12 protein-coding genes are annotated in these 20,132 nt (G+C 72.9%); 10 read left to right on the top strand and 2 right to left on the bottom strand.

Annotated features, from left to right (window positions below; all coding sequences use genetic code 11):
• Positions 1–194: 194 nt before the first annotated feature.
• Positions 195–947, bottom strand: coding sequence for a GPP34 family phosphoprotein (locus tag AB0472_RS14775; RefSeq protein WP_093501735.1), 753 nt, complete (start codon positions 945–947; stop codon positions 195–197).
• A 144-nt stretch (positions 948–1,091) separates the two neighbouring features.
• Here AB0472_RS14775 and AB0472_RS14770 point away from each other — a divergent pair, with 144 nt between their 5' ends.
• From AB0472_RS14770 to AB0472_RS14740, 7 genes are all read left to right on the top strand, one after another.
• Entirely contained in the window at positions 1,092–3,824 is a 2,733-nt protein-coding gene (locus AB0472_RS14770; protein WP_366356579.1) for a serine hydrolase, read from the top strand.
• 197 nt (positions 3,825–4,021) lie between these two features.
• Positions 4,022–5,866, top strand: coding sequence for an MFS transporter (locus AB0472_RS14765; protein WP_366356578.1), 1,845 nt, complete (start codon positions 4,022–4,024; stop codon positions 5,864–5,866).
• A 215-nt stretch (positions 5,867–6,081) separates the two neighbouring features.
• On the top strand, positions 6,082–7,416 hold the full coding sequence (locus AB0472_RS14760; protein ID WP_366356576.1) for a sugar phosphate nucleotidyltransferase: 1,335 nt from the start codon (positions 6,082–6,084) through the stop codon (positions 7,414–7,416).
• A 107-nt stretch (positions 7,417–7,523) separates the two neighbouring features.
• The gene (locus AB0472_RS14755) at positions 7,524–8,234 is read left to right on the top strand and encodes an SDR family oxidoreductase (RefSeq protein ID WP_366356574.1); all 711 of its coding nucleotides are present in this window, start codon (positions 7,524–7,526) and stop codon (positions 8,232–8,234) included.
• Positions 8,231–10,453: a glycogen debranching protein GlgX gene (gene glgX / locus AB0472_RS14750; RefSeq protein ID WP_366356572.1), complete on the top strand. Its 2,223-nt coding sequence runs from the start codon at positions 8,231–8,233 to the stop codon at positions 10,451–10,453. Before AB0472_RS14755 ends, glgX begins: the two co-directional genes overlap by 4 nt.
• Complete coding sequence (locus tag AB0472_RS14745; RefSeq protein ID WP_366356570.1) at positions 10,450–12,609, top strand: AGE family epimerase/isomerase; 2,160 nt, start codon at positions 10,450–10,452, stop codon at positions 12,607–12,609. Before glgX ends, AB0472_RS14745 begins: the two co-directional genes overlap by 4 nt.
• Before the next feature lie 31 nt (positions 12,610–12,640).
• Entirely contained in the window at positions 12,641–13,822 is a 1,182-nt protein-coding gene (locus tag AB0472_RS14740) for an IS701 family transposase (protein WP_366356568.1), read from the top strand.
• Between the two features lie 223 nt (positions 13,823–14,045).
• Here the strand turns inward: AB0472_RS14740 and AB0472_RS14735 are convergent, their stop codons facing one another.
• Entirely contained in the window at positions 14,046–15,740 is a 1,695-nt protein-coding gene (locus AB0472_RS14735) for an ABC transporter family substrate-binding protein (RefSeq protein ID WP_366356566.1), read from the bottom strand.
• Positions 15,741–15,870: 130 nt separating this feature from the next.
• On the opposite strand from AB0472_RS14735, the gene AB0472_RS14730 reads away from it, so the two are divergent.
• Genes AB0472_RS14730 through AB0472_RS14720 form a run of 3 tightly spaced genes read left to right on the top strand, consistent with a single transcriptional unit; the run spans position 15,871 to position 20,038 of the window.
• Positions 15,871–16,854: an ABC transporter permease gene (locus AB0472_RS14730; RefSeq protein WP_366356564.1), complete on the top strand. Its 984-nt coding sequence runs from the start codon at positions 15,871–15,873 to the stop codon at positions 16,852–16,854.
• Positions 16,851–17,741, top strand: a complete 891-nt coding sequence (locus tag AB0472_RS14725) for an ABC transporter permease (RefSeq protein ID WP_366356563.1) — start codon at positions 16,851–16,853, stop codon at positions 17,739–17,741. Before AB0472_RS14730 ends, AB0472_RS14725 begins: the two co-directional genes overlap by 4 nt.
• Positions 17,738–20,038, top strand: coding sequence for an ABC transporter ATP-binding protein (locus tag AB0472_RS14720; protein ID WP_366356561.1), 2,301 nt, complete (start codon positions 17,738–17,740; stop codon positions 20,036–20,038). The genes AB0472_RS14725 and AB0472_RS14720 overlap by 4 nt, the downstream gene beginning before the upstream one ends.
• Positions 20,039–20,132: the final 94 nt, after the last annotated feature.

Genomic DNA, 20,132 nt, shown 5'->3' with positions numbered 1-20,132 from the left:
ATTCCCCCCCCACGCGATCTTTTCCCCCTCGTAGCTTATCCCCCGCCGGCGCGCCCCAAACGCCGCGGGGGGGGGTGGTTGCCCTTAATCGCTCCCCCCCCCCCCCCCCCGCTCGGACCAGCGGCTCCCGAACCGGGTCTCAGGGGTGCCGTGCCGCCGGCCGGAGCCGGCTGTCGCTGCCGTGGAACTGCGGCTCAGTGCACCACGGCGCGCGCCATCGCGCCCGCACCTCGGCGCGGTTGCATCGGAACACCGCGGGCGGGTTCCGGTGCGGCGGACCTGACGCCCGGTCCGGCCTGGGCCGGGGCGCGGCGTGGCTGGGCGGCCGCGCCGTTCTGCACGTCCATGACGGCGTGGGCCACGAGCCCGCCCATCGGGTCGTGCCGGATCAGGTCACGCAACCGGGAGCGCGAGGAGCGGCCCTCGTTCCCCGGGTACAAGTGCTTGCCGAGACCGACCGCGTGGGCCAGGGCGGCGAGCGCCGCGGTCCGCGGGTCCGGCGGTACACCGGTGCGGATCGCCGAATCCAGCCGGCCACGGATCTCCCGGGTGACGGCGTTGTCCGTCGCCTGGTAGCGAGTGGTCGGCAGCACCCCGCACATCTGACCGGCCACGGCGGCGACCATGCCGCACCGTTCCAGATGCGCGAGATAGACCTGGCGGAGGCCGAGACGTGGCCCGCCGATCCAGTGAACAGCCCGTACGGGAGCGCCGCGCCTTCGCAGCAACTCCAACGCACAGTCCAAAGTCGGATCTCCAGTCGGCCGTGGCTGCACCACGGCGATACGATCCCCGTCTGGGGCTATCCGTCCGGCCAGCGCCAGCTCTACTAGCTGTGCTCCGGCCAGACCGAGGTCGAGCGACTGCGGCTGTGCAGTGGTACCCGTGGCCGGGTCCAGTGCCAGCAGCAGAAGCTCCTCCGGAAGTGTTCTGCGGCTCCTGCCCATCCATGCCTCCCCGCGTGGATGAATGACAGGGTGACCCCTCTCACATTGGTCTGTCGAGGGTGCGTGACCGGTTCGTAAGGGAACCGGCAGGTATGTCGTTCTCGTCTACCGCAGGGGCTAAGCCCGCACACAGGACACTGGTACATGGTTCGGACAGCGCACGGCAACGTGCGGAGCGTGGAGGAGGCATCGGTGGCGGGCGAGTCCCCCGACAGGTCGAAGCAGCGCGAGTCGTCGGCAGAACCGACGTCGGGGAGCGCGGAGACGGTTCCCGAAGCACGCGACCCACGACTGGCGGTGGCCGCCGGGAAGGAGACCGCCGGCGGCGTGGACACCGCCACCCGGGTCTTCTCGGTACGGGACCTCAACACGACCGGCGAGAGCGGCGAGAGCGGCGAACCGGGCGGGACCGGTGAACCGGGCGGGACCGACAAGGGCGACGCGAAACTCCGCGACGCCGTGGCGGCATGGGTCCGTACGGGCGAGCCGGCGGCGGACGCGGAGGACGCGACGGCCCCTGAGGCGGCCACGGAGGCCGAGGACGGCCCTGAGGCCCCCACGGGCTCCGAGCGGGCGCAGAGGGCGCAGGAGCCCCCGGAGAACGCCGACAGGGCCACTACGGCGCCCGAGGCGACGACCGAGGACACCCCGGCCGAGCCGGAGGACGCCGCCGAACCCCAAGACACCACGCCCCAGGACGAGTCGGCCCCCAAGGACGCCGCGCCCGCCGATGCGCCGGAGGCGAGCGCCGCACCCGAGGACGCCGCGCCGGAGGCCACCGCCGACGCCGAGCCCGAGGCCACGGCCGAACCCGACGGCGCCGCGTCGGAGGACGCCAGGCCGGTGACCACCGGCGAGCCCCAAGACGCGGAGGACGCCAGGCCGGTGACCACCGGCGAGCCCCAAGACGCGGAGCCCGCGGGCAAGTCGGCGACCGCCGAGGCTCCCGAGGACGCCGAACCCGAAGCCACCACCGAACCCGAGGACGCCAAGCCCGAGGGCGGGTCGGCAGCGCCCGAGGACGCCAAGCCGGAGGCCACCACCGACGCCGCGCCCGAGGACGCCGGGCCCGAGGACGCCAAGCCTGCCGACGCGTCGAAGGCAAGCGCCGCACCCGAGGACGCCAAGCCGGAGGCCACCACCGACGCCGAGCCCGAGGACGCCGCGCCGGAGGCCACCACCGACGTCGAGCCCGAGGACGCGCCGGAGGTGGCCGGTGAACCCGCGGACGCCGACGGCGAGACGGCGACGCAGGGGCCGGCCGCGCCCGGCGACGACGGCCGCACGGGTGGTGCGGACGGGAAGACCGGCGGCGGCGAAGGCGACGCCGGGCCCGCCGTCGACCAGCCCACCACCATGCTCAAGGCCCCCCGCCCCCCGCAGGTCGACCAGCCCACCACCACCCTCAAGCTGGGCGGCGGGGCGCCCCACGCCGAGCGCACCAGCAAGTTCGTCGCTCTCAAGTCGGACCTGAAGCAGGGCCCGAAGCCGGCGGCCGAACCGGAGGCGAGGCCCGAACCGGCCTCCACCACCCGCACCACCGTCCTGCCCCAGGTCGGCCCCGAGCGCACCACCCAGCAGCCGCTTCCCCCGAAGCCCCCGCTGGACCTGCTCGCCGAGCTGACCAACACCCCGCCGCCGCCGGAGACCCCGGTCCGGACGATCTTCCGCCGGGTCAAGATCTGGACGCCGCTCGTCATCGTCCTGCTGATCGTCTTTGCGGTCGTACAGACTCTGCGTCCGCTCCCGCAGCCCACCCTCGACCTCACCGCGAAGGACTCGTACACCTTCGCGGGCGGCAAGACGGACATGCCCTGGCCGGCCGACGGCCAGGGCGCCCTCGACGTCCAGGGCATCGGCACGTTCGGCTCCTCCGGCGACCAGAAGCCGGTGCCGATCGCGAGCGTGGCCAAGGTGATGACCGCGTACATCGTGCTGCGCGACCACCCCCTGAAGAGCGGCGCCGCGGGCCCGAAGATAAAGATCGACCAGGCGGCCCAGGACCAGGCGAACGCCGGCCAGGAGTCGACCGTCGACGTGACGGCCGGCGACTCGATCACCCAGCGCGAGGCCCTGGAGTCCATCCTGATCGCCTCGGCCAACAACGTGGCCCGCCTGCTGGCCCGCTGGGACGCCGGTTCGGAGAAGTCGTTCGTGGCGAAGATGAACGCCACCGCGAAGCAGCTCGGCATGACCAACACGACGTACACGGACCCGTCGGGGCTCACGGACTCCACGGTGTCCACGGCCGTGGACCAGGTGAAGCTGGCGAAGGCCGCGATGGCGAGCGAGCCGTCCTTCCGCGAGGTCGCCGCGATGATGTCGTACGACGACTACAAGGGCGTCAACCACGGCAACTGGAACCAGCTGGTCGGCCAGAACAACGTCGTCGGCATCAAGACCGGCACCACCACCTCCGCCCTCGGCAACCTGGTCTTCGCCGCGAAGAAGGACGTGAACGGCGAGACCCGCACGATCATCGGTGCGGTGCTCCGGCAGCCGGCCGACGCCAGCAACGGCAACAGCATCCTCAAGGCCGCCCTCAACGCGGGCGACAAGCTGATCCGGGCGGCCCAGGGCGCGCTGAAGTCGGCGACCATCTACAAGAAGGGCGACGTCGTCGGCTACGTGGACGACGGCCTCGGCGGCCGTACCCCGGTCGTGGCGACGAAGGACGTCACCGCCGTCGGCTGGTCGGGGCTGCAGGTGAAGCTGTCGTTCGCCGCCGACGACGTGCCGCACACCGCGAAGGCCGGTACCAAGGTCGGCACCCTCACCGTGGGTGACGGCTCCGGCTCCGCCGTCCAGGTCCCGGTCGCCCTGGCGAAGGACCTTGCCGAGCCCGGGTTCACGAGCAGGCTGACCCGCATCGGCTGACCCATAACCGGCATTCCGTCACCGCACCCCGCCGATGGCGGCCCACCCCAGGGCCCCGCGGCGGGGTGCGTGCTAGCGTCACGAATCGGGGCAGGTCGCCGGTCGCCGGGACACGGCCGCGAACTGGACGGTAAGCGGCCGCCAACACCGTGGAACACGGCCGAGAACAGAAGACGGGACACGGGGAGTGCCTTCAGGTGGCCACAGCGGAGCCGACACGTGCCGACGACGCCGATCCGGGCCCGGTAGCCGGCCCGCGAATAGCCCTGCCGTCGGCAGCCGCGGACGACACGGAGCGTAAGCCAGGCAGCCGGCTGCTGCGGGCCGCCGAGCCGCTGCGCAGACGGCTGCTGAGCCACCCGGTGCTGTCGGTCACCGCCCTCGCCGGCGTCCTGCACATCATCTGGCTGTTCACGTTCGCGAACAGCGGCGGGGACCTCGCGGCGCAGGACGCCTGGGCCGAGTTCGTCGGCCGCCACCCTGACTCGGCGTACAACCTCGCCTGGTACGGCGGCATGCACCCGGTGTCGTACAGCGTGGTCTCGCCGTACCTGATGTCGCTGATCGGCGTCCGGACGACGATGATGCTCGCGGGCACGGTCTCGGCCGGGCTGCTGACCCTGCTGCTGATCCGCAGCCGCGTGGTGAAGAACCCCCTGTGGGCGGCGCTCGCCGGGGTGTTCGCGCTGATCTGCAACGCGCTGTCCGGCCGGGTCACCTTCGGGCTCGGCACGATGTTCGCGCTGGCCTCGGTGGGGGCGGTGTTCTGCTGGCCGTACCGCTGGCGGCACAGACGGTGGGCGAAGGCGCTCGTCGCCGCGCCGTTCGCCGCGCTCGCCACCATGGCCTCGCCCGTGGCCGGGCTCTTCGTCGGCCTGATCGCGGTCGCGCTGTTCCTGCAGAAGCGGCGGCCGGGCGCGTGGGCGCTGGGCCTCGCACCCGCGGCCGTGGTCGCCGTCTCCGCGTGGCTGTTCCCGTTCTCCGGCACCCAGCCGATGGGGTTCGGCTCGGTGATCATGCCACTGACGTACGGCCTGCTCTGCTTCTTCCTGGTGCCGAAGGAGTGGAAGACGGTCCGGCTGACGGCGGCCGTGTACAGCCTCGGCGTGGTGCTGGTGTGGCTGGTCAGCTCGCAGATCGGCTCCAACATCTCGCGGCTGCCGATGCTGTTCGGGGGCGCGACGCTGATCGCCGCCCTGCCGTTCACGGTCCCGCGCTCGCGCAAGTACTACACGGTCGTCCTCGCCTTCCTCGGCGTCTGCGGCTGGATCGGGTTCAAGTCGGTCGACGACATCCTGCACACGACCCCGGCCGCGTCCTGGGCCCGTGAGCTCGCCCCGCTCGTCCACCAGCTCCAGCAGGTCGGCGCCGAGAAGGGCCGCGTCGAGGTGATCCCTGCCCGGTCCCACCGCGAGGCCTCGGCGCTCGCGCCGTACGTGAACCTGGCCCGCGGCTGGAACCGGCAGGCCGACATGGAGCGCAACCCGCTCTTCTACGACGACACCCTCAACTCCGCGAGCTACCACGAGTGGCTGCAGCGCTGGGCCGTGCACTTCGTCGTGGTGCCGAAGGACGAGCCGGACGGCGACGGCGGTGAACGGGAACGGGCGCTGGTGCGGCGCGGGATGCCGTACCTGAAGCAGATCTGGGGCGACGCCAACTGGCAGCTGTTCCGGGTGACCGACCCGGTGCCGCTCGCCGAGCCGAACGCGACGGTGGACAGCGCGGAGCAGGGCGAGCTGACCATCGAGGTCGGCAAGGCCGGGCGGATCCTGATCCGGATCCCGTACTCGCCCTGGCTGAGCATCGTCGACGCGGACGGCAAGAGCCTCAAGGCGCCCCAGGAGACGGAGGCGTCCAAGCACCGGGCCGACGGCGAGCCGAAGACGTACACGAACGTCAACGGCTGCCTGACAGAGACGCCGGAGGACGCCAAGGGGGACCGGTGGACGATGCTGCTGGCCCCGCGGGCCGGGACGTACCGGCTGGCGTCGCCGTACCAGCTGCCGCGGGGCACGCCCTGCCCCGACGAACTGAAGTGACCAGCCCTGGATGACAGACGGATGAGGGTGGATTGACTGACTTGGTCAATCCACCCTCACTCTTTATAACCCCAGCTCGGTGCGGCGATTCGACCGACCTTCATCGTCCCCCATGACTCCCGTTCGGGCATTTTCTTTACTTTTTACTTGACTCTCAATGACGGGCTCAGTTGACTGAATGGCGTTGATTCGTCAGCCGAGGAGGCAGCGCAGTCATGGGGGACGAGACGTTAGGGATCATCCTGGCGGGAGGCCGGGGCGAACGCGCCAAGCCGCTCACCCTTGCCTCCTCGGACTACATCCGCAGCAAGGCCCTGATCCCGTTCGCCGGCCGGCCCGTCGTCGAGTGGCTCGTCGAGAACTGCCGGGACCAGGGCATCCGCCGCTTCCACGTGGTCGCCCAGGGCGCCGAGAACCACAGCCAGATCAAGCTCGTGCTGGGGCGCGGCGAGCGGTTCGGCGTCGAGATCCACTACTCCCGGGCCCGGCTCGACCGCTACAACGTCGGCTCGGGCGCCGCCACCCTGCACAACCTCGAACGCTGGGACCTGACCGGCCGCGCCCTGGTCATGCCGGTCGACTCCGTCTTCGAGTTCTCGCTCGCCCGGCTGACCGACGCGCACGCCGCCGCCGACGCCGTCGTGACCGTCGCCTCCGTCGCCCGCACCGCCGAGGAGATCGCCGGCAAGTACGGCGTGATGCAGACGTCCGCGGACGGCACCGTCTCGGGCTTCCTGGAGAAGCCCGACCTCGGCCGCATCCACCGCCTCTTCCCCGAGACATCGTTGCCAGGCGCCGGCTTCACCCTGCCCACCAACGCGGGCATGTACCTCGTCGACTGCGGGCGCCTGCGGCTGGCCGCCCGCACCCCCGAGATGATCCGGCTCGCCCAGCAGCGCCTCGACTGGGGCGGCGACCTGCTGCCCTGGCTGGTCCGGCGGGGCCTGCCGGTCGCGACCGCACGCATCGACCGGCTCGGCGACCTGGGCAGCATCCCGGACTACCTCGCCACCCTCGGCGACGTGCTGCGCGGCCGCTACCGGTGGATGAGCCGGGCCATGGGCGCGCCGGTGAGCACCGATCCGCCGTACTGGATCCACGAGTCGAGCCTGCGCACCAAGGACAGCGTGCAGGGCACGACCCTCGCCCAGAAGATCTCCGAGGGCAGCGTGGTGCTCGGCCCCGCCGTGCGCATCGGGCGGAACGCCGAGATCGGCCCCGGGGTGAAGCTGCGGTACACGGACGTCGGCGACGACGTCGACATCGACGAAGGGGCCCGGCTCAGCCGGTCGGCGATCGGCGACGGCGCCGTCGTCGGCCCGCACGCCCGCATCACCGACTCGTACGTGGGGCCGATGGCGCAGGTGCACTCCGCCCCCGACAACCCCGTCCGGCTCACCCACTCGGCGATCGGCGAGGCCGCCGACCTGCGTCCCGGCACCCGGCTCTCGGGGGTGAGCGTCTACCCGCGGTTGCGGGTCCCCGCCGTCACCGGGCTGCCCTCCGGCACCCACCTGACCAGCTCCGACGACATCCTGCGCTGGATCTGACCCGATCCGGCCAAACCGAACGGCTCACGAACCCGCGCTGCCGCATCCCCCTGCTCCTTCCCGCACCCCAACCGTCCGGCTCGCCTACAGCCTGGGGAGTTTTCTCGATGGACAGCCCGATCGCAGTCATAGGAGGAACCGGCCGGGTCGGCCGGCTCGTCACCCGCCGGTTGCTGGCCCGGGGCGAGACCGTCCGGGTCATCGGCCGCAGCACCCAGCGCGCCCGCCGGCACATGCCCGCACAGGCGCAGTACTTCACGGCCGACGTCCGCGACCCCGGCACGCTCCGCACCCCGCTGCACGGGTGCGCCGCGGTCGTCTACGCCGTGGAGCCGGGCACCGACGCCGCCGGCCCCGACAGCCCGGAGTCGACCCTGCACGGCGGAGTCCGGCACGTCCTGGACGTGCTGGGCACGGCCCCGGCCGACCGGCACTTCGTGCTCGTCAGCCAGCGGCACGTCACCCGCCGCGACCACCCCATGAACGCCTACGGCCGGATGCTGGACTGGCGCCTGGCCGGCGAGGACGCGGTCCGCGCCTCGGGCCTGCCCTACACGGTGATCCGCCCCGGCTGGCTGACCGACGACCCCGGCCACGGCGTGCTCCACCTGGAGCAGGGCGACGTCGGCGACGGGTACGTGGCCCGTGCCCATGTCGCCGAGGCCTGCGTCCGGGCGATCGACTCGCCCGCGGCGCGCGGCGTGACGTTCGAGATGCGCAGCGAGGCGGGCCCGGCCTCCGGCCCGGTGCCCTGGGACGAGCTCTTCGCCGGGCTGCGCGCCGACGCCCCGGCCGGCGCGAGGGCGGTGTTCGCATGAGTGCCCCGGCCGAGGCCCAGGACCGGCCGGCCGCCGCCGCGACGACCGCCACCAGCACGGATGCCACGAGCGCGTACCCGACCCTGCCCGCCGACCAGGCCCCCGACACCGTCGACCCGGCCCAGCCCGGGGTCACCCCGGGTCACCCGCAGCCGCTGGGCAGCACCGTCGACGCCGACGGGGTCAACTTCTCGATCTTCTCCGAGCACGCCACCCGCGTCGACCTGCTGCTCTTCGACCACTGCGACAGCCCGCAGCCCTACCGGACCGTCCGGCTGCACCCCGCACGGCACCGCAGCTTCCACTTCTGGCACTGCCATGTGCAGGGGCTCGGCGCCGGCCAGGTCTACGCCTACCGCATCGACGGGCCGCGCGACCCGGTCGCCGGGGGCAGCCGCTTCGACCACCGCAAGGTGCTGGTCGACCCGTACGCCCGCGCCAACGTCAACAGCCGCTGGGAGCGCACCCGCGCGATCGGCCCCGGGGACAACGTCGAGCACTCCATGCGCAGCCTCGTGGTCGACCTGGACGACTACGACTGGGAGGGCGACACCCCGCTGCGCACCCCGATGGCGGACACCGTCGTCTACGAGATGCACGTCCGCGGCTTCACCGCCTCGCCGACCTCCGGCGCGGAGCGCCCGGGGACCTTCTCGGCCGTCATCGACAAGATCCCGCACCTGAAGGACCTCGGTGTGACCGCGGTGGAGCTGCTGCCGGTCTTCGACTTCGACGAGACCCAGGTGCTGCGCACCGGACCGGACGGGACCCCGCTGCGCAACTACTGGGGCTACGACCCGTACGGGTTCTTCGCCCCGCACACCGGCTACTGCTCCAGCCCCCATCTCGCCACCCACATCACCGAGTTCCGCGACATGGTGAAGGCGTTCCACAGGGCGGGCATCGAGGTCATCCTCGACGTGGTCTTCAACCACACCAGCGAGGGCAACGAGTTCGGGCCGACGATCAGCTTCCGCGGTGCGGCGAACGAGGCGTACTACCACCTGTGGCCGCAGGACCGCTCGCACTACATGGACTTCACGGGGTGCGGCAACGCGATCAACGCCAACCACCCGATCGTCACCAAGTTCATCCTGGAGTCGCTGGAGTACTGGGTCTCCGAGCACCACGTCGACGGCTTCCGCTTCGACCTCGCCTCGGAGCTGTCCCGCGGCCCGATGGGCTACGAGATGGCGGTGCCGCCCGCGCTGTGGGCGATCGAGCTGTCGCAGGTGCTGGCCGAGACGAAGATCATCGCGGAGCCGTGGGACGGCGGCGGCCTCTACCAGGTGGGCCGCTTCCCCGGGAAGCGCTGGGCGCAGTGGAACGGCCCGTTCCGGGACGACGTACGGCGGTTCGTGCGCGGTGACGCCGGCATCGCCGGTGAGGTCGCCTCCCGGCTCGGCGGCTCGGCCGACCTGTTCGCGCCGCAGGAGGAACTGCCCACCAACAGCATCAACTTCGTCACCTGTCACGACGGTTTCACCCTCAACGACCTGGTCAGCTACGACACCAAGCACAACCACGCCAACGGTGAGGCGGACGCCGACGGGACGAACGAGAACTACAGCTGGAACTGCGGCGTCGAGGGCCCCACGGACGACCCCGAGGTCGAGGGACTGCGGGTGCGGCAGATCAAGAACCTGCTGTCGGTCCTCATGCTCAGCCGCGGCGTCCCGATGCTGCTGGGTGGGGACGAGTTCCGCAACAGCCAGGCCGGCAACAACAACGGCTACTGCCAGGACGGCCCGCTCTCCTGGCTCGACTGGGACCAGGCCGGCAAGGAGCGCGAGACGCTCGGGTTCACCCGCGACGTCATCGGGCTGCGCAAGCGCTACCGCACCTTCCGCGAGCCGCAGTTCTTCTCCGAGCGGCTCAACCCCCGCCTCCTGCCGGACATCACCTGGCACGGCACGCGACTGAACCAGCCGGGCTGGGAGAACCCCGACGCCCACGTGCTGGCCTGTACGTACGGCGGTTTCGACGGTGACCCGGACCTGCACCTGATCCTCAACATGTACCACCTGGGCCTCGAGTTCGAGCTGCCCGACATCCCCGGCCACCACTGGCACCGCGTCCTCGACACGGCCCGGCCGGCCCCGCACGAGATCCTCCCGCCCGGAGCGGAGGAACCGGTCGACGGCCCCACCTATCACGCCCAGGGCCGCAGCGTCGTGCTGCTGGCGGCCCTGCCCGACGAGAAGGGCACGCGACGATGAGCGCACTCTCCCCACGACGTATCACCTCCGACACCCTGGCGGGCTACGTCACCCACTACAGCCCCACAAGGCGCATGTTCGGCCTGCGCAGCCCGGACGGGCGTGAGTTCACGGTCCACCTGACCCACAACGCCGTCTCCCGCATCGTCCGCAACCTCGGCGACTCCTACCACGACACCACGGCCCAGACCGTCGACATGCTGGCCGAGGGCCGGTTCCTGTTCGCGTACGGGATCCTCTACGAGTGGGAGGGCGGCGCCCGCTTCGACGCGAAGGAGATCACCTTCCCGGAGGAGAGCCGCGGCCAGTACGTCTTCGAGCACCCGAACTGGTGGGTGCAGCAGGCCGCCGCGATCGCCGACTTCTACCTGCGCGGCCAGTTCCCGGACGGGAACTACGACTGGCGGAACTTCCGCACCCACCTCACCCTCAGCGGCACGCACTTACCGGACTTCCACGGGCAGGACGTGCGGCAGGAGACCGACACCATCTCCCGGCTGGTCTACGGGCTGGCCACGGCCTACCTGCTGACCGGCGAGGACCGCTTCCTGGAGGCCGCCGAGTCCGGCACCGCGTACCTGCGCGAGCACATGCGGGTGGACGACAAGGCGGACGGGATCACCTACTGGTACCACGGCATCGACATCACGGCGGGCGGCCACCGGCCGGTCTTCGCCTCGGAGTTCGGGGACGACTACGACGCGATCCCGATGTACGAGCAGATCTACGCGCTGGCCGGCCCCACCCAGACCTTCCGGATCACCGGCGACCCGAAGATCCTGAACGACATCGACCGCACGGTGGCCCTGTTCCAGAAGTACTTCCGCGACCCGGTCGAGGGCGGGTTCTTCTCGCACCTGGACCCGATCTCCCTGGACCCCGGCGCCGACTCGCTGGGCCGCAACCGGTCCCGCAAGAACTGGAACTCGGTCGGCGACCACGCCCCGGCGTACCTGATCAACGCCTACCTGGCGACCGGCCGCCCGGACTTCGCCGCCCTCCTGGAGGAGACCGCGGACACGATCGTCAAGCGGTTCCCGGACGAGCCCAACTCCCCGTTCGTGCAGGAACGGTTCCACGCCGACTGGAGCCCGGACCGTACCTGGGGCTGGCAGCAGGACCGCGCGGTGGTCGGCCACAACCTGAAGATCACCTGGAACCTGACCCGCATCAAGGCCCTGCACGACAAGCCCGAGTACCTCACCACGGCGGAGCGGATCGCCGAGCTGATGCCCTCGGTGGGCAGCGACGGCCTGCGCAGCGGCTGGTACGACGTGGTGGAGCGGCAGCCCGACCCGGACAGCGGCATCCACCGCATGGTCTGGCACGACCGCAAGGCCTGGTGGCAGCAGGAGCAGGCGATCCTCGCCTACCTCATCCTGGCCGGCACCACCGACGACCCCGAGCACCTGCGGCTGGCCCGCGAGGCGGCGTCGTTCTACAACGCGTACTTCCTCGACTACGAGGACGGCGGCGTCTACTTCAACGTGCTCGCCAACGGCATCCCGTACCTGCTGGGCACCGAGCGGCTCAAGGGCAGCCACGCGATGGCCGGCTACCACGCGCTGGAGCTGTGCTACCTGTCGGCGACCTACACCGGCCTGCTGCTCGGCAACGACCCGGTGACCCTGCACTTCCGGCCGCGCCCCGACGACCTTCCGGAGCGGGTGCTGCGGGTGGCGCCGGACCTGCTGCCGGCCGGCTCGGCGGAGCTGACCCGGGTATGGGTGGACGGGCAGCCGTACCAGAACTTCGACGCCAAGGACCTGACCGTGCGGCTGCCCGAGGGCGGCGAGCCGGTTCGGGTGCGGGTGGAGCTGGAGCCCGCGCAGATGCGGCTGCGGATGCGCAGCGAGTTCGACGGCGGCACCGCGCACATCAGCTGCCGGGGCGTGATCGACGCCGCGGAGCTGGGCAAGTTCCGCCGGATCCTCGGCGAGGTCATGGCGGCCGAGCCGACGCGGGTGGAGTTCCACCTGTGCGAGACCAGCGAGATGTGCCGGTCCGCCATCAACGAGCTGCTGTTCCAGCGCACCAAGGCCGGGCTCGACGTCGACTTCGTCATCGTGGGCTGCGCCCTGCCGGAGGTCGCGGACGCGCTGCTCGCCACGGACGCCTTCCTGCTGGAGGGTGGTGACGACTGCAACCATGAGTGATCTCGCGACCCTCGCACTCCCATTACCGTCCGTGCGTACCCCGGGTGCCCCGCCCGGTGCCCGGGACCTGCCGGCCTACTGCGGCGAGCTGTTCGGCCAGTTCTCCCGGGCCGACCAGCGACGCTGGGGGGAGGTCTACCTGCGCGGCCTGCTGGCCGTGCCCGGCCGCAAGACACCGGCCCGGATCACCGAACAGGTGCTGGGGCGGCGGGCGGTGCAGCAGATCCAGCAGTTCGTGAACCAGAGCCCGTGGGCGTCCGCGCCGGTGCGCGGCCGGCTGGCCGGACGGATGGTCCGGGCCTTCAGGGCCGAGGCCTGGTCGGTCGACGAGGTCGTCTTCGCCAAGAACGGCGACCGCTCGGTCGGCGTGGCCCGCCAGTACGCGGCCTCCCAGGAGCGCACCGTCAACTGCCAGCTGGCGCTGGCGACCTCGCTGGTGGGCCATGCCGGCGGGGTCCCGGTGAACTGGCGGCTCGTGCTGCCGAACCGCTGGGACCGCGACGAGGGGCTGCGCGGCCAGGCCCACCTGCCGGAGCACGAGCGCTGCCGTCCGCGGTGGAGCTATGTCCTGGAGGCGCTCGACGAGATGCTCGACGAGTGGGCCCTGGAGCCGCTGCCGGTGCTGGCCGACTGGCGCGGCGACGGGGACCCCGACCCCCTGCTGCGGGGTCTCGAGGCCCGCGGACTCGGCTATGTGGTCCAGGCATCGCCGCACACCCCGGTCCTCCTCCCCCGCGGCCGGGCCGGCGGCACCGGCGGCGCCCTGGCCGACCTCGCCGCGCACGCCGTCCGGCACACCGAGCGGACGTCGGTCACCTGGCACGACCCGGTGACCGAGCGCATGTGGCACTCGGAGTTCCTGACCGTGCCCGTGCTGCTGCGGGCCGAGCGCTCTCCCGAGGGCAGCCCGAGCGGCTCGCCGCGGGCCCGGATGCTCCTCGCGGACTGGCCCTACGGCCGGCCGCAGCCGCGGGCCTACTGGCTGACCAACCTCCCGGTCCGCCGGCTCGCGGAGATCGTACTGCTGGCCCGGCTGCGCAGGTTCGCCGGCGAGGCGCTCGGCCGGATGCACGACGAGTTCGGCCTCGGCGACTTCGAGGGCCGCTCCTTCCGGGGCTGGCACCACCACGTGACGCTGGCCTCGGCCGCCCTCGGCTTCGACATGGTGCGCCAGCAGGCCGACGAGAGAGCCCTGAGCACACCGCATGCCTGAACAGCGCCACCGGAACGGTCAAGACGGCCCCGCGCGGACACGTCCGCGCGGGGCCGCCGCGGACTCGCCGCCGCCCCCGGCCGCCGCGGACTCGTCTCCGCCCGCGACCACCGCGCACTCGCTACGGCCCGGGACCGCCGGGTGCCCGAATCCGGCCCGGCCCGTCCCGGACTCCCCTCCGTGTGCCGCCGCACGCGTCCTTCCGCCCCCGGCCGCCCCGCGTTCACCTCTCCCAGCCGACCTTCGCGAAGTCGATGTCGCCGAGGCCCGGGACGCCGTAGTTGGCGAGGCCCTTGCGGACGGCGAGGAGCTGGGGGCGCTGGTAGAGCTCGATGTCGTGGCCGAGCCGCCAGATCTCGGCGTCCGCCTCGTCGTAGAGACGCCGTGCGGTCCGCTCGTCGAGGGTGCCGACGGCCTGCCCGAGCAGCTTGTCGACCTGCGCGGAGCCGACCCGGCCGTAGTTCTCGAAGACCTGCCCGCCGGCCGGGCGCCGGTAGACGGCGTAGGCGGAGCTCGGGTACGTCAGTCCGGTGAACCGGAAGATGGCGAGGTCGAAGTTGCCCTTGTCGAGGTACTGCGGGCCGTAGGCGGTGGCGGGCACCTTCTCGATGTCGACGCGGACCCCGGCCCGGGCCAGCATCTGCTGGACCAGCTGGGCGAGGTCCTCGCCGAGCCGGTTGGTGCCCTCGCTCAGCACCAGGCGCAGGGTGAGGGGGCGGCCGTCCTTGACCCTCGGTCGCCCCTCGCCCTGACTGCGCCAGCCCGCGCGGTCGAGGGCGCGCTCGGCGGCCGCGAGGTCGAAGCGGCCGTAGAGGCCGGAGTCGTCGGCGTAGCCGGGCTGGTTGGTCATGAAGAAGTGGTTGCCGAGCAACGGCACCTTCACCGGCAGGCCCGAGGCCGCGACCTGGGCGAGCGCCGGGCGGTCCACGGCCTGCTGGAGGGCGTTGCGCACCGCCCGGTCGGCCAGCGGCCCGCTCGCGCCGTTCAGCGTGATGTGCACCTCGTCCCAGGCGGACCCGATCCGGATGTCGGTGTCCTTCGCCTTCGCCAGCTGGGCGTAGGCCTCGCTGGTGGCGGCGTTGACGACGTCGACCTCGCCGTTGAGGAAGGCCTGCAGGGCGGCGTCGGGGTCGAGGACACGGAAGACGATCCGGTCGAGCCGGGGCCGGGTGCCCCACCAGGCGGTGTCGGGGACGAGGGTGAGGGTCTGCGCGGTGCGGTCGACGGAGGCGAGCCGGAAGGGGCCGGCGGTGACCGGGAGCCGGCCCTGCCAGTCGGAGTCGAAGTGCTGCGGGCTGTCGTAGGCGGCGGCCGGGAAGAGCGGCGTGAAGAGCCTGCGCCAGTCGGCGTACGGCTGCCTGAAGGTGACCCGGACCTCGTGCGCGCCGGCGCCCTGGCCGACGTCCGCGATCCGGTCGTAGCCGCTCGGGTCGGCGACCAGGTACCGGTCGTCGCCGCCGCCGACCGCGTGCCACTGGGCGGCGAAGTCCCGCCAGCCCAGGGCCCTGCCGTCGGACCAGCGGGCCTTCGGGTTGAGCCGGTAGGTGACGACCTGGTGCCCACCGGCGGTGGAGACGGTGGCGGAGGTCAGGTAGTCCGTGACGATCCGCGGGACACCCTCGGCGTCGCGGGTGAAGAGCCGCGGCTCCGTCATCGTGTCGATCGTCCACACGTCGTCCAGGGCGCCGTCGACGTGGTTGAAGTTGAACTGCGTGACCATCTGTGTGATCGGCACGGTCAGGGTCCCGCCGGCGCGGAGGTCCGCCGACGGCGCGGCGTTGATGTCGTAGCTGCCGTACGTCGGGAGCGCCTGGTGAAGGGAGCCGTCGTGCCCGCCGGACGAGGTGCATCCGGTCGCCGTGAGGACGATGAGCGCCCAGACGGCCACCCACGCGGGCCATCCCCGTAATCGCTCCACCTGTCAGCCCCTCCGGCGCCACGGAGCCGTCAACTGCCCCCATTGCCATGGGAATTGTGACGTCGGAGCTTAACATCACGATGTTTCCCTCAAATGAAGAGAAGGCAGACTCCCCTCCGTCAGGAGCGCCATGTTCTTCCTGATCGTCAGGCGTTCGGCCCGCTGCGTCGTCCTGTTCCTCGTCTCCCTGGTCCTCTCCTACGCGCTCGCCTCGACCGCGCTCGATCCCCGGGCGTACTTCGAGGACCGCAGTCCGGCGCCGCCGGCCCGGGTCGTCGACCGCGAGCTGTCCCGGCTCGGCATGGACGACCGCGCCCCGCTGCCGGAGCGCTTCGCGCACTGGGCGGACCGCGCCGCCCACGGCGACCTGGGCCGCACCATCGACGGCGACTCGGTGAGCGCCGAGTTCGGCCGCCGCATCGGCGTGTCGGTACGGCTGCTGCTGGTGGGCACGGTGGCCGGTACGGCCGTCGGCACCCTGGCCGGGGTGTGGGCGGCGGTCCGGCGCGGCGGGCTCGGCGACCGGGTGCTGGCCGGGTTCTCCTTCGCGGTGCTGTGCGTGCCCACCTTCGTGCTGGCGCTGCTGCTGAAGACCGGGGCGCTGGCGGTCAACCGGGCGGCGGGCGGCACCGTCGTCAAGTACACCGGGGAGCACACCCCCGGGCTGCAGGGCGACTGGAGCGTCCACCTGCGGGACACGGCGGCCCACCTGGTGCTCCCGGCGCTCTGCGTGGCGCTCGCCTCGATCGCCCTGTACAGCCGCTACCAGCGGGCCGCCACCCTGGACGTGCTCGGCGCGGACCACCTGCGCACCGCCCGCGCCAAGGGGCTCACCCCGGGGCGCGCGCTGCTGCGGCACGGGCTGCGGATCTCGCTGGTGCCGATGACGGTCTTCTTCTCCTTCGGCGTCCTCACCCTGGTCACCGGGTCCGTGTTCACCGAGCGGGTCTTCGGCTGGCCCGGCATGGGCAGCTGGCTGATCGACTCGGTGGAGAAGGGCGACGTGAACTCGGTGGTGGCGGTCGACGGCTTCGCCGCGGCCGTGGTGCTGCTGGCGGGGCTGGTCGCGGACGTCCTGCACGCGCTGCTCGACCCCCGGGTGCGGGAGCCGTGAGAGCGGGGCGGCGGGGCCGGGCGGTGCTGGGCCGGCTGGCCCGGCATCCGGGAGCGCTGTGCGGGCTCGCGCTGCTGCTGGCGCTGGTGGTGCTCGCGGTCCTGGGGCCGTACGTGTGCCGGTGGTCCTCCACGGACGTCGACTACACCGCGCTGCGGCAGCCGCCGGGCGCGCGGCACTGGATGGGCACCAACCGGATCGGGCAGGACGTGTTCGCGCAGGCCGCGCACGGGCTGCGGAAGTCGCTGCTGACCGGGACGCTGGTGGCCGCGGTCGCCACCGGTCTCGCGGCGGCGGTGGGGACCTGCGCGGGCTACTTCGGCGGCTGGACCGACCGGCTGCTGATGCTCGTGGCGGACCTGCTGCTCGTGCTCCCCGGCTTCCTCGTCCTCGTGGTGCTCGCGCCGCGGCTGCGGCGGTGGGGCTGGCTCGCGCTGGCCGGGCTGCTCGCCGTGCTGGGCTGGACGGTCACCGCGCGGGCGGTGCGCGGCATGACGCGTTCCCTGAAGGAGCGGCAGTTCGTGGTGGTGGCGGGGCTGATGGGGGTCGGGCCCGTACGGGTCATCCGGCGGCACGTGCTGCCGCACCTGGCCGCGTTCCTGATCACCGACGCGACGGTCACGGTGGCCGGGGCGGTGGTCAGCGAGGCCGGGCTGTCCTACTTCGGCTTCGGTGTCCAGCCGCCCGACGTCTCCCTGGGCACGCTGATCGCGGACGCGTCCGACGTGGCCCTGGTGTATCCGTGGATGTTCTTCTTCCCGGCGGGCCTGCTCGTCGCCTTCGTCCTGGCCGTCGGCCTCCTCGGCAACGCCCTGCGCGACGCCCTGGACCCCACGACGGTACGGCACTCCGGCCCGCCCCGCGGTGCCGTGTCGGGGCTCGCGTGACGAGCGCGGGCCCGGCGGCGCAGGGACCGGCGGGACCGGTTCTCGAAGTGCGCGGTCTGACGGTCGCCTTCGGGGGCGGACGGCGGCGGCCGCCCGTTCCGGTGGTGCGCGGCGTGGACCTGGTGCTGCGCCCCGGCGAAGTGCTGGGCCTGGTGGGCGAGTCCGGCGCGGGCAAGTCCCTCACCGCGCTGTCCCTGCTCGGCCTTGCTCCGCCCGGCGCCCGGTTGGGCGGTTCGGTACGGCTGCTGGGCGAGGAGCTGCTGGGGCGGCCGGAGCGGGAGCTGGCCGGTCTCCGGGGCCGCCGGATCGCCATGGTCTTCCAGGACCCGCTGCACGCCCTCACCCCCGTCCTGCGCGTCGGCGACCAGATCGCGGAGGCCCTGCGCATCCACGAACGCCCGCGCCCGCGCCGCGAGGCGGCGTTGCGGCGGGCCGTGGAACTCCTGGACTTCGTGGGGGTGCCGCAGCCGTCCCGCGCCGCCCGCGCCCTCCCCCACCAGCTCTCCGGCGGGATGCTGCAACGGGCCATGATCGCGATGGCGGTGGCGAACCGGCCCGCGGTCCTGGTCGCGGACGAGCCGACCAGCGCGCTCGACGTGACCGTGCAGGCCCAGGTGCTCGACGCGCTCGCGGCCGCCCGGCGGGAGACGGGGGCGGCGCTGCTCCTGGTCACCCACGACCTCGGCGTGGTCGCGGGCGCCGCGGACCGGGTCGCGGTCCTCTACGCGGGGCGGGTGGTGGAGACGGGCCCGGCGGAGGCGGTGCTCCGCCGTCCCCGGATGCCGTACACCCTCGGCCTAGTCGGCTCCGTGCCCCGCCTCGACGCCCGCGTCCCGCCCACCCCGGTGCCGGGCACCGCCCCCGCCCCGGGCGCCACCGGACCGGGCTGCCCCTTCGCCCCGCGCTGCCCGCTGGCACAACCGGAGTGCCGCACGGCCGAACCCCACCTCACCGGGGTCGACAGCCCGTCCCACGCCGACGCCTCGGCCCCCGACGCGCACACGGCGGCCTGCCGGAGGATCCCGGAGGTACGGCACCGGAGCGCGGCGCAGCTGTTCGGACGCGCGGAGTCGTCCGGCCGGCCGGCAACAACGCCGGACGGCGGCGGGACGGCGGCCGACCGCGAGCACGTCCCGGCCGGCTGGGCCGGGCCGTGGCAGCAGGCCGCCGGTACACCGGTACCGGCCGACCGTCCGGCCGAACCGCTCCCGACGACAGCCGGGGGCACGGCCGGGAACACCGACGGGGGCGCGAACCCGGCCGCGGCCGTCGGTGCGGCCGCCGACGTCGTGCTCGCGGTCTCCGGGCTCGGGCGGTCGTACCCGGCGCCGGGGTTCCGGGGGCGCCGTGCTCCCGCCGTGCGGGCCGTCGAGTGGGTCGACCTGGAGGTGCGGCGCGGGCAGACGCTGGCGCTGGTCGGGGAGTCCGGGGCCGGGAAGAGCACGACCCTGCGGGAGATCGCCGCGCTGGCGGCCCCGCAGGCCGGGCGGGTGGAAGTGCTCGGGCAGGACACCGCGCTGCTCTCCCGGCGGGCGGCGCGCGAGCTGCGGACGGCGGTGCAGCTGGTGCCGCAGGATCCGATGTCGAGCCTCGATCCGCGGATGCCGGTGGGTGACATCGTCGCGGAGCCGCTGCACGCCGCGCGGGTGCCACGGGCGGTCGTCGCGGCACAAGTGCCGCGGCTGCTGTCCCAGGTGGGGCTGTGCCCGGCGGACGCGGACGGCTACCCGCACCAGTTCTCCGGGGGACAGCGGCAGCGCGTCGCCATCGCGCGGGCACTGGCGGTCGGGCCGGCGCTGCTGCTGCTCGACGAGCCGGTGTCCGCGCTGGACGTGTCGGTGCAGGCGGGGATCCTGGACCTGCTGCTGCGGCTGAAGCGGGAGCTGGACCCGGCGTATCTGCTGGTCTCCCACGACCTCGCGGTGGTCCGGCAGCTGGCCGACCGGGTGTCGGTCATGTACGCGGGCCGCACGGTGGAGTCGGGCGGCGTGGCCGAGGTGTTCGGGCGGCCGCGCCATCCCTACACCCGGGCCCTGCTCTCGGCCGTCCCGCTGCCGGATCCGGTCGCCGAGCGTTCCCGGCGCCGGATCGTGCTGCCCGCCGGCCAGGGGCCGCGTGCCGTCGCCGGGTGCGGTTTCCGGGCCCGCTGTCCCGTCCAGGCCGTGCTCTCCGCCGCCGAGCGGCGGCGCTGCGCGGAGGAGACACCGCGCGGGCGTACGGCCGGTCCGGCGGCCGGCCACACCGTCTCCTGCCATTTCCCGCACGACACGGAACCGGGTCCGGTCCGGCGGCCGTAGGCCCTGCGCGCCAGGGGGCTGGGCAGCGCGTGGACGACGCTGCACCTCAACTTCGAGCAGGAGATCGCCGAACTGCTGGGGATGCCTTCCTACG

Source organism: Streptomyces sp. NPDC086777 (assembly GCF_040702065.1).
GTDB lineage: Bacteria > Actinomycetota > Actinomycetes > Streptomycetales > Streptomycetaceae > Streptomyces.
The sequence above is the reverse complement of the archived record's forward strand: the minus strand, read 5'-3'. Positions and strand labels throughout refer to the sequence as shown.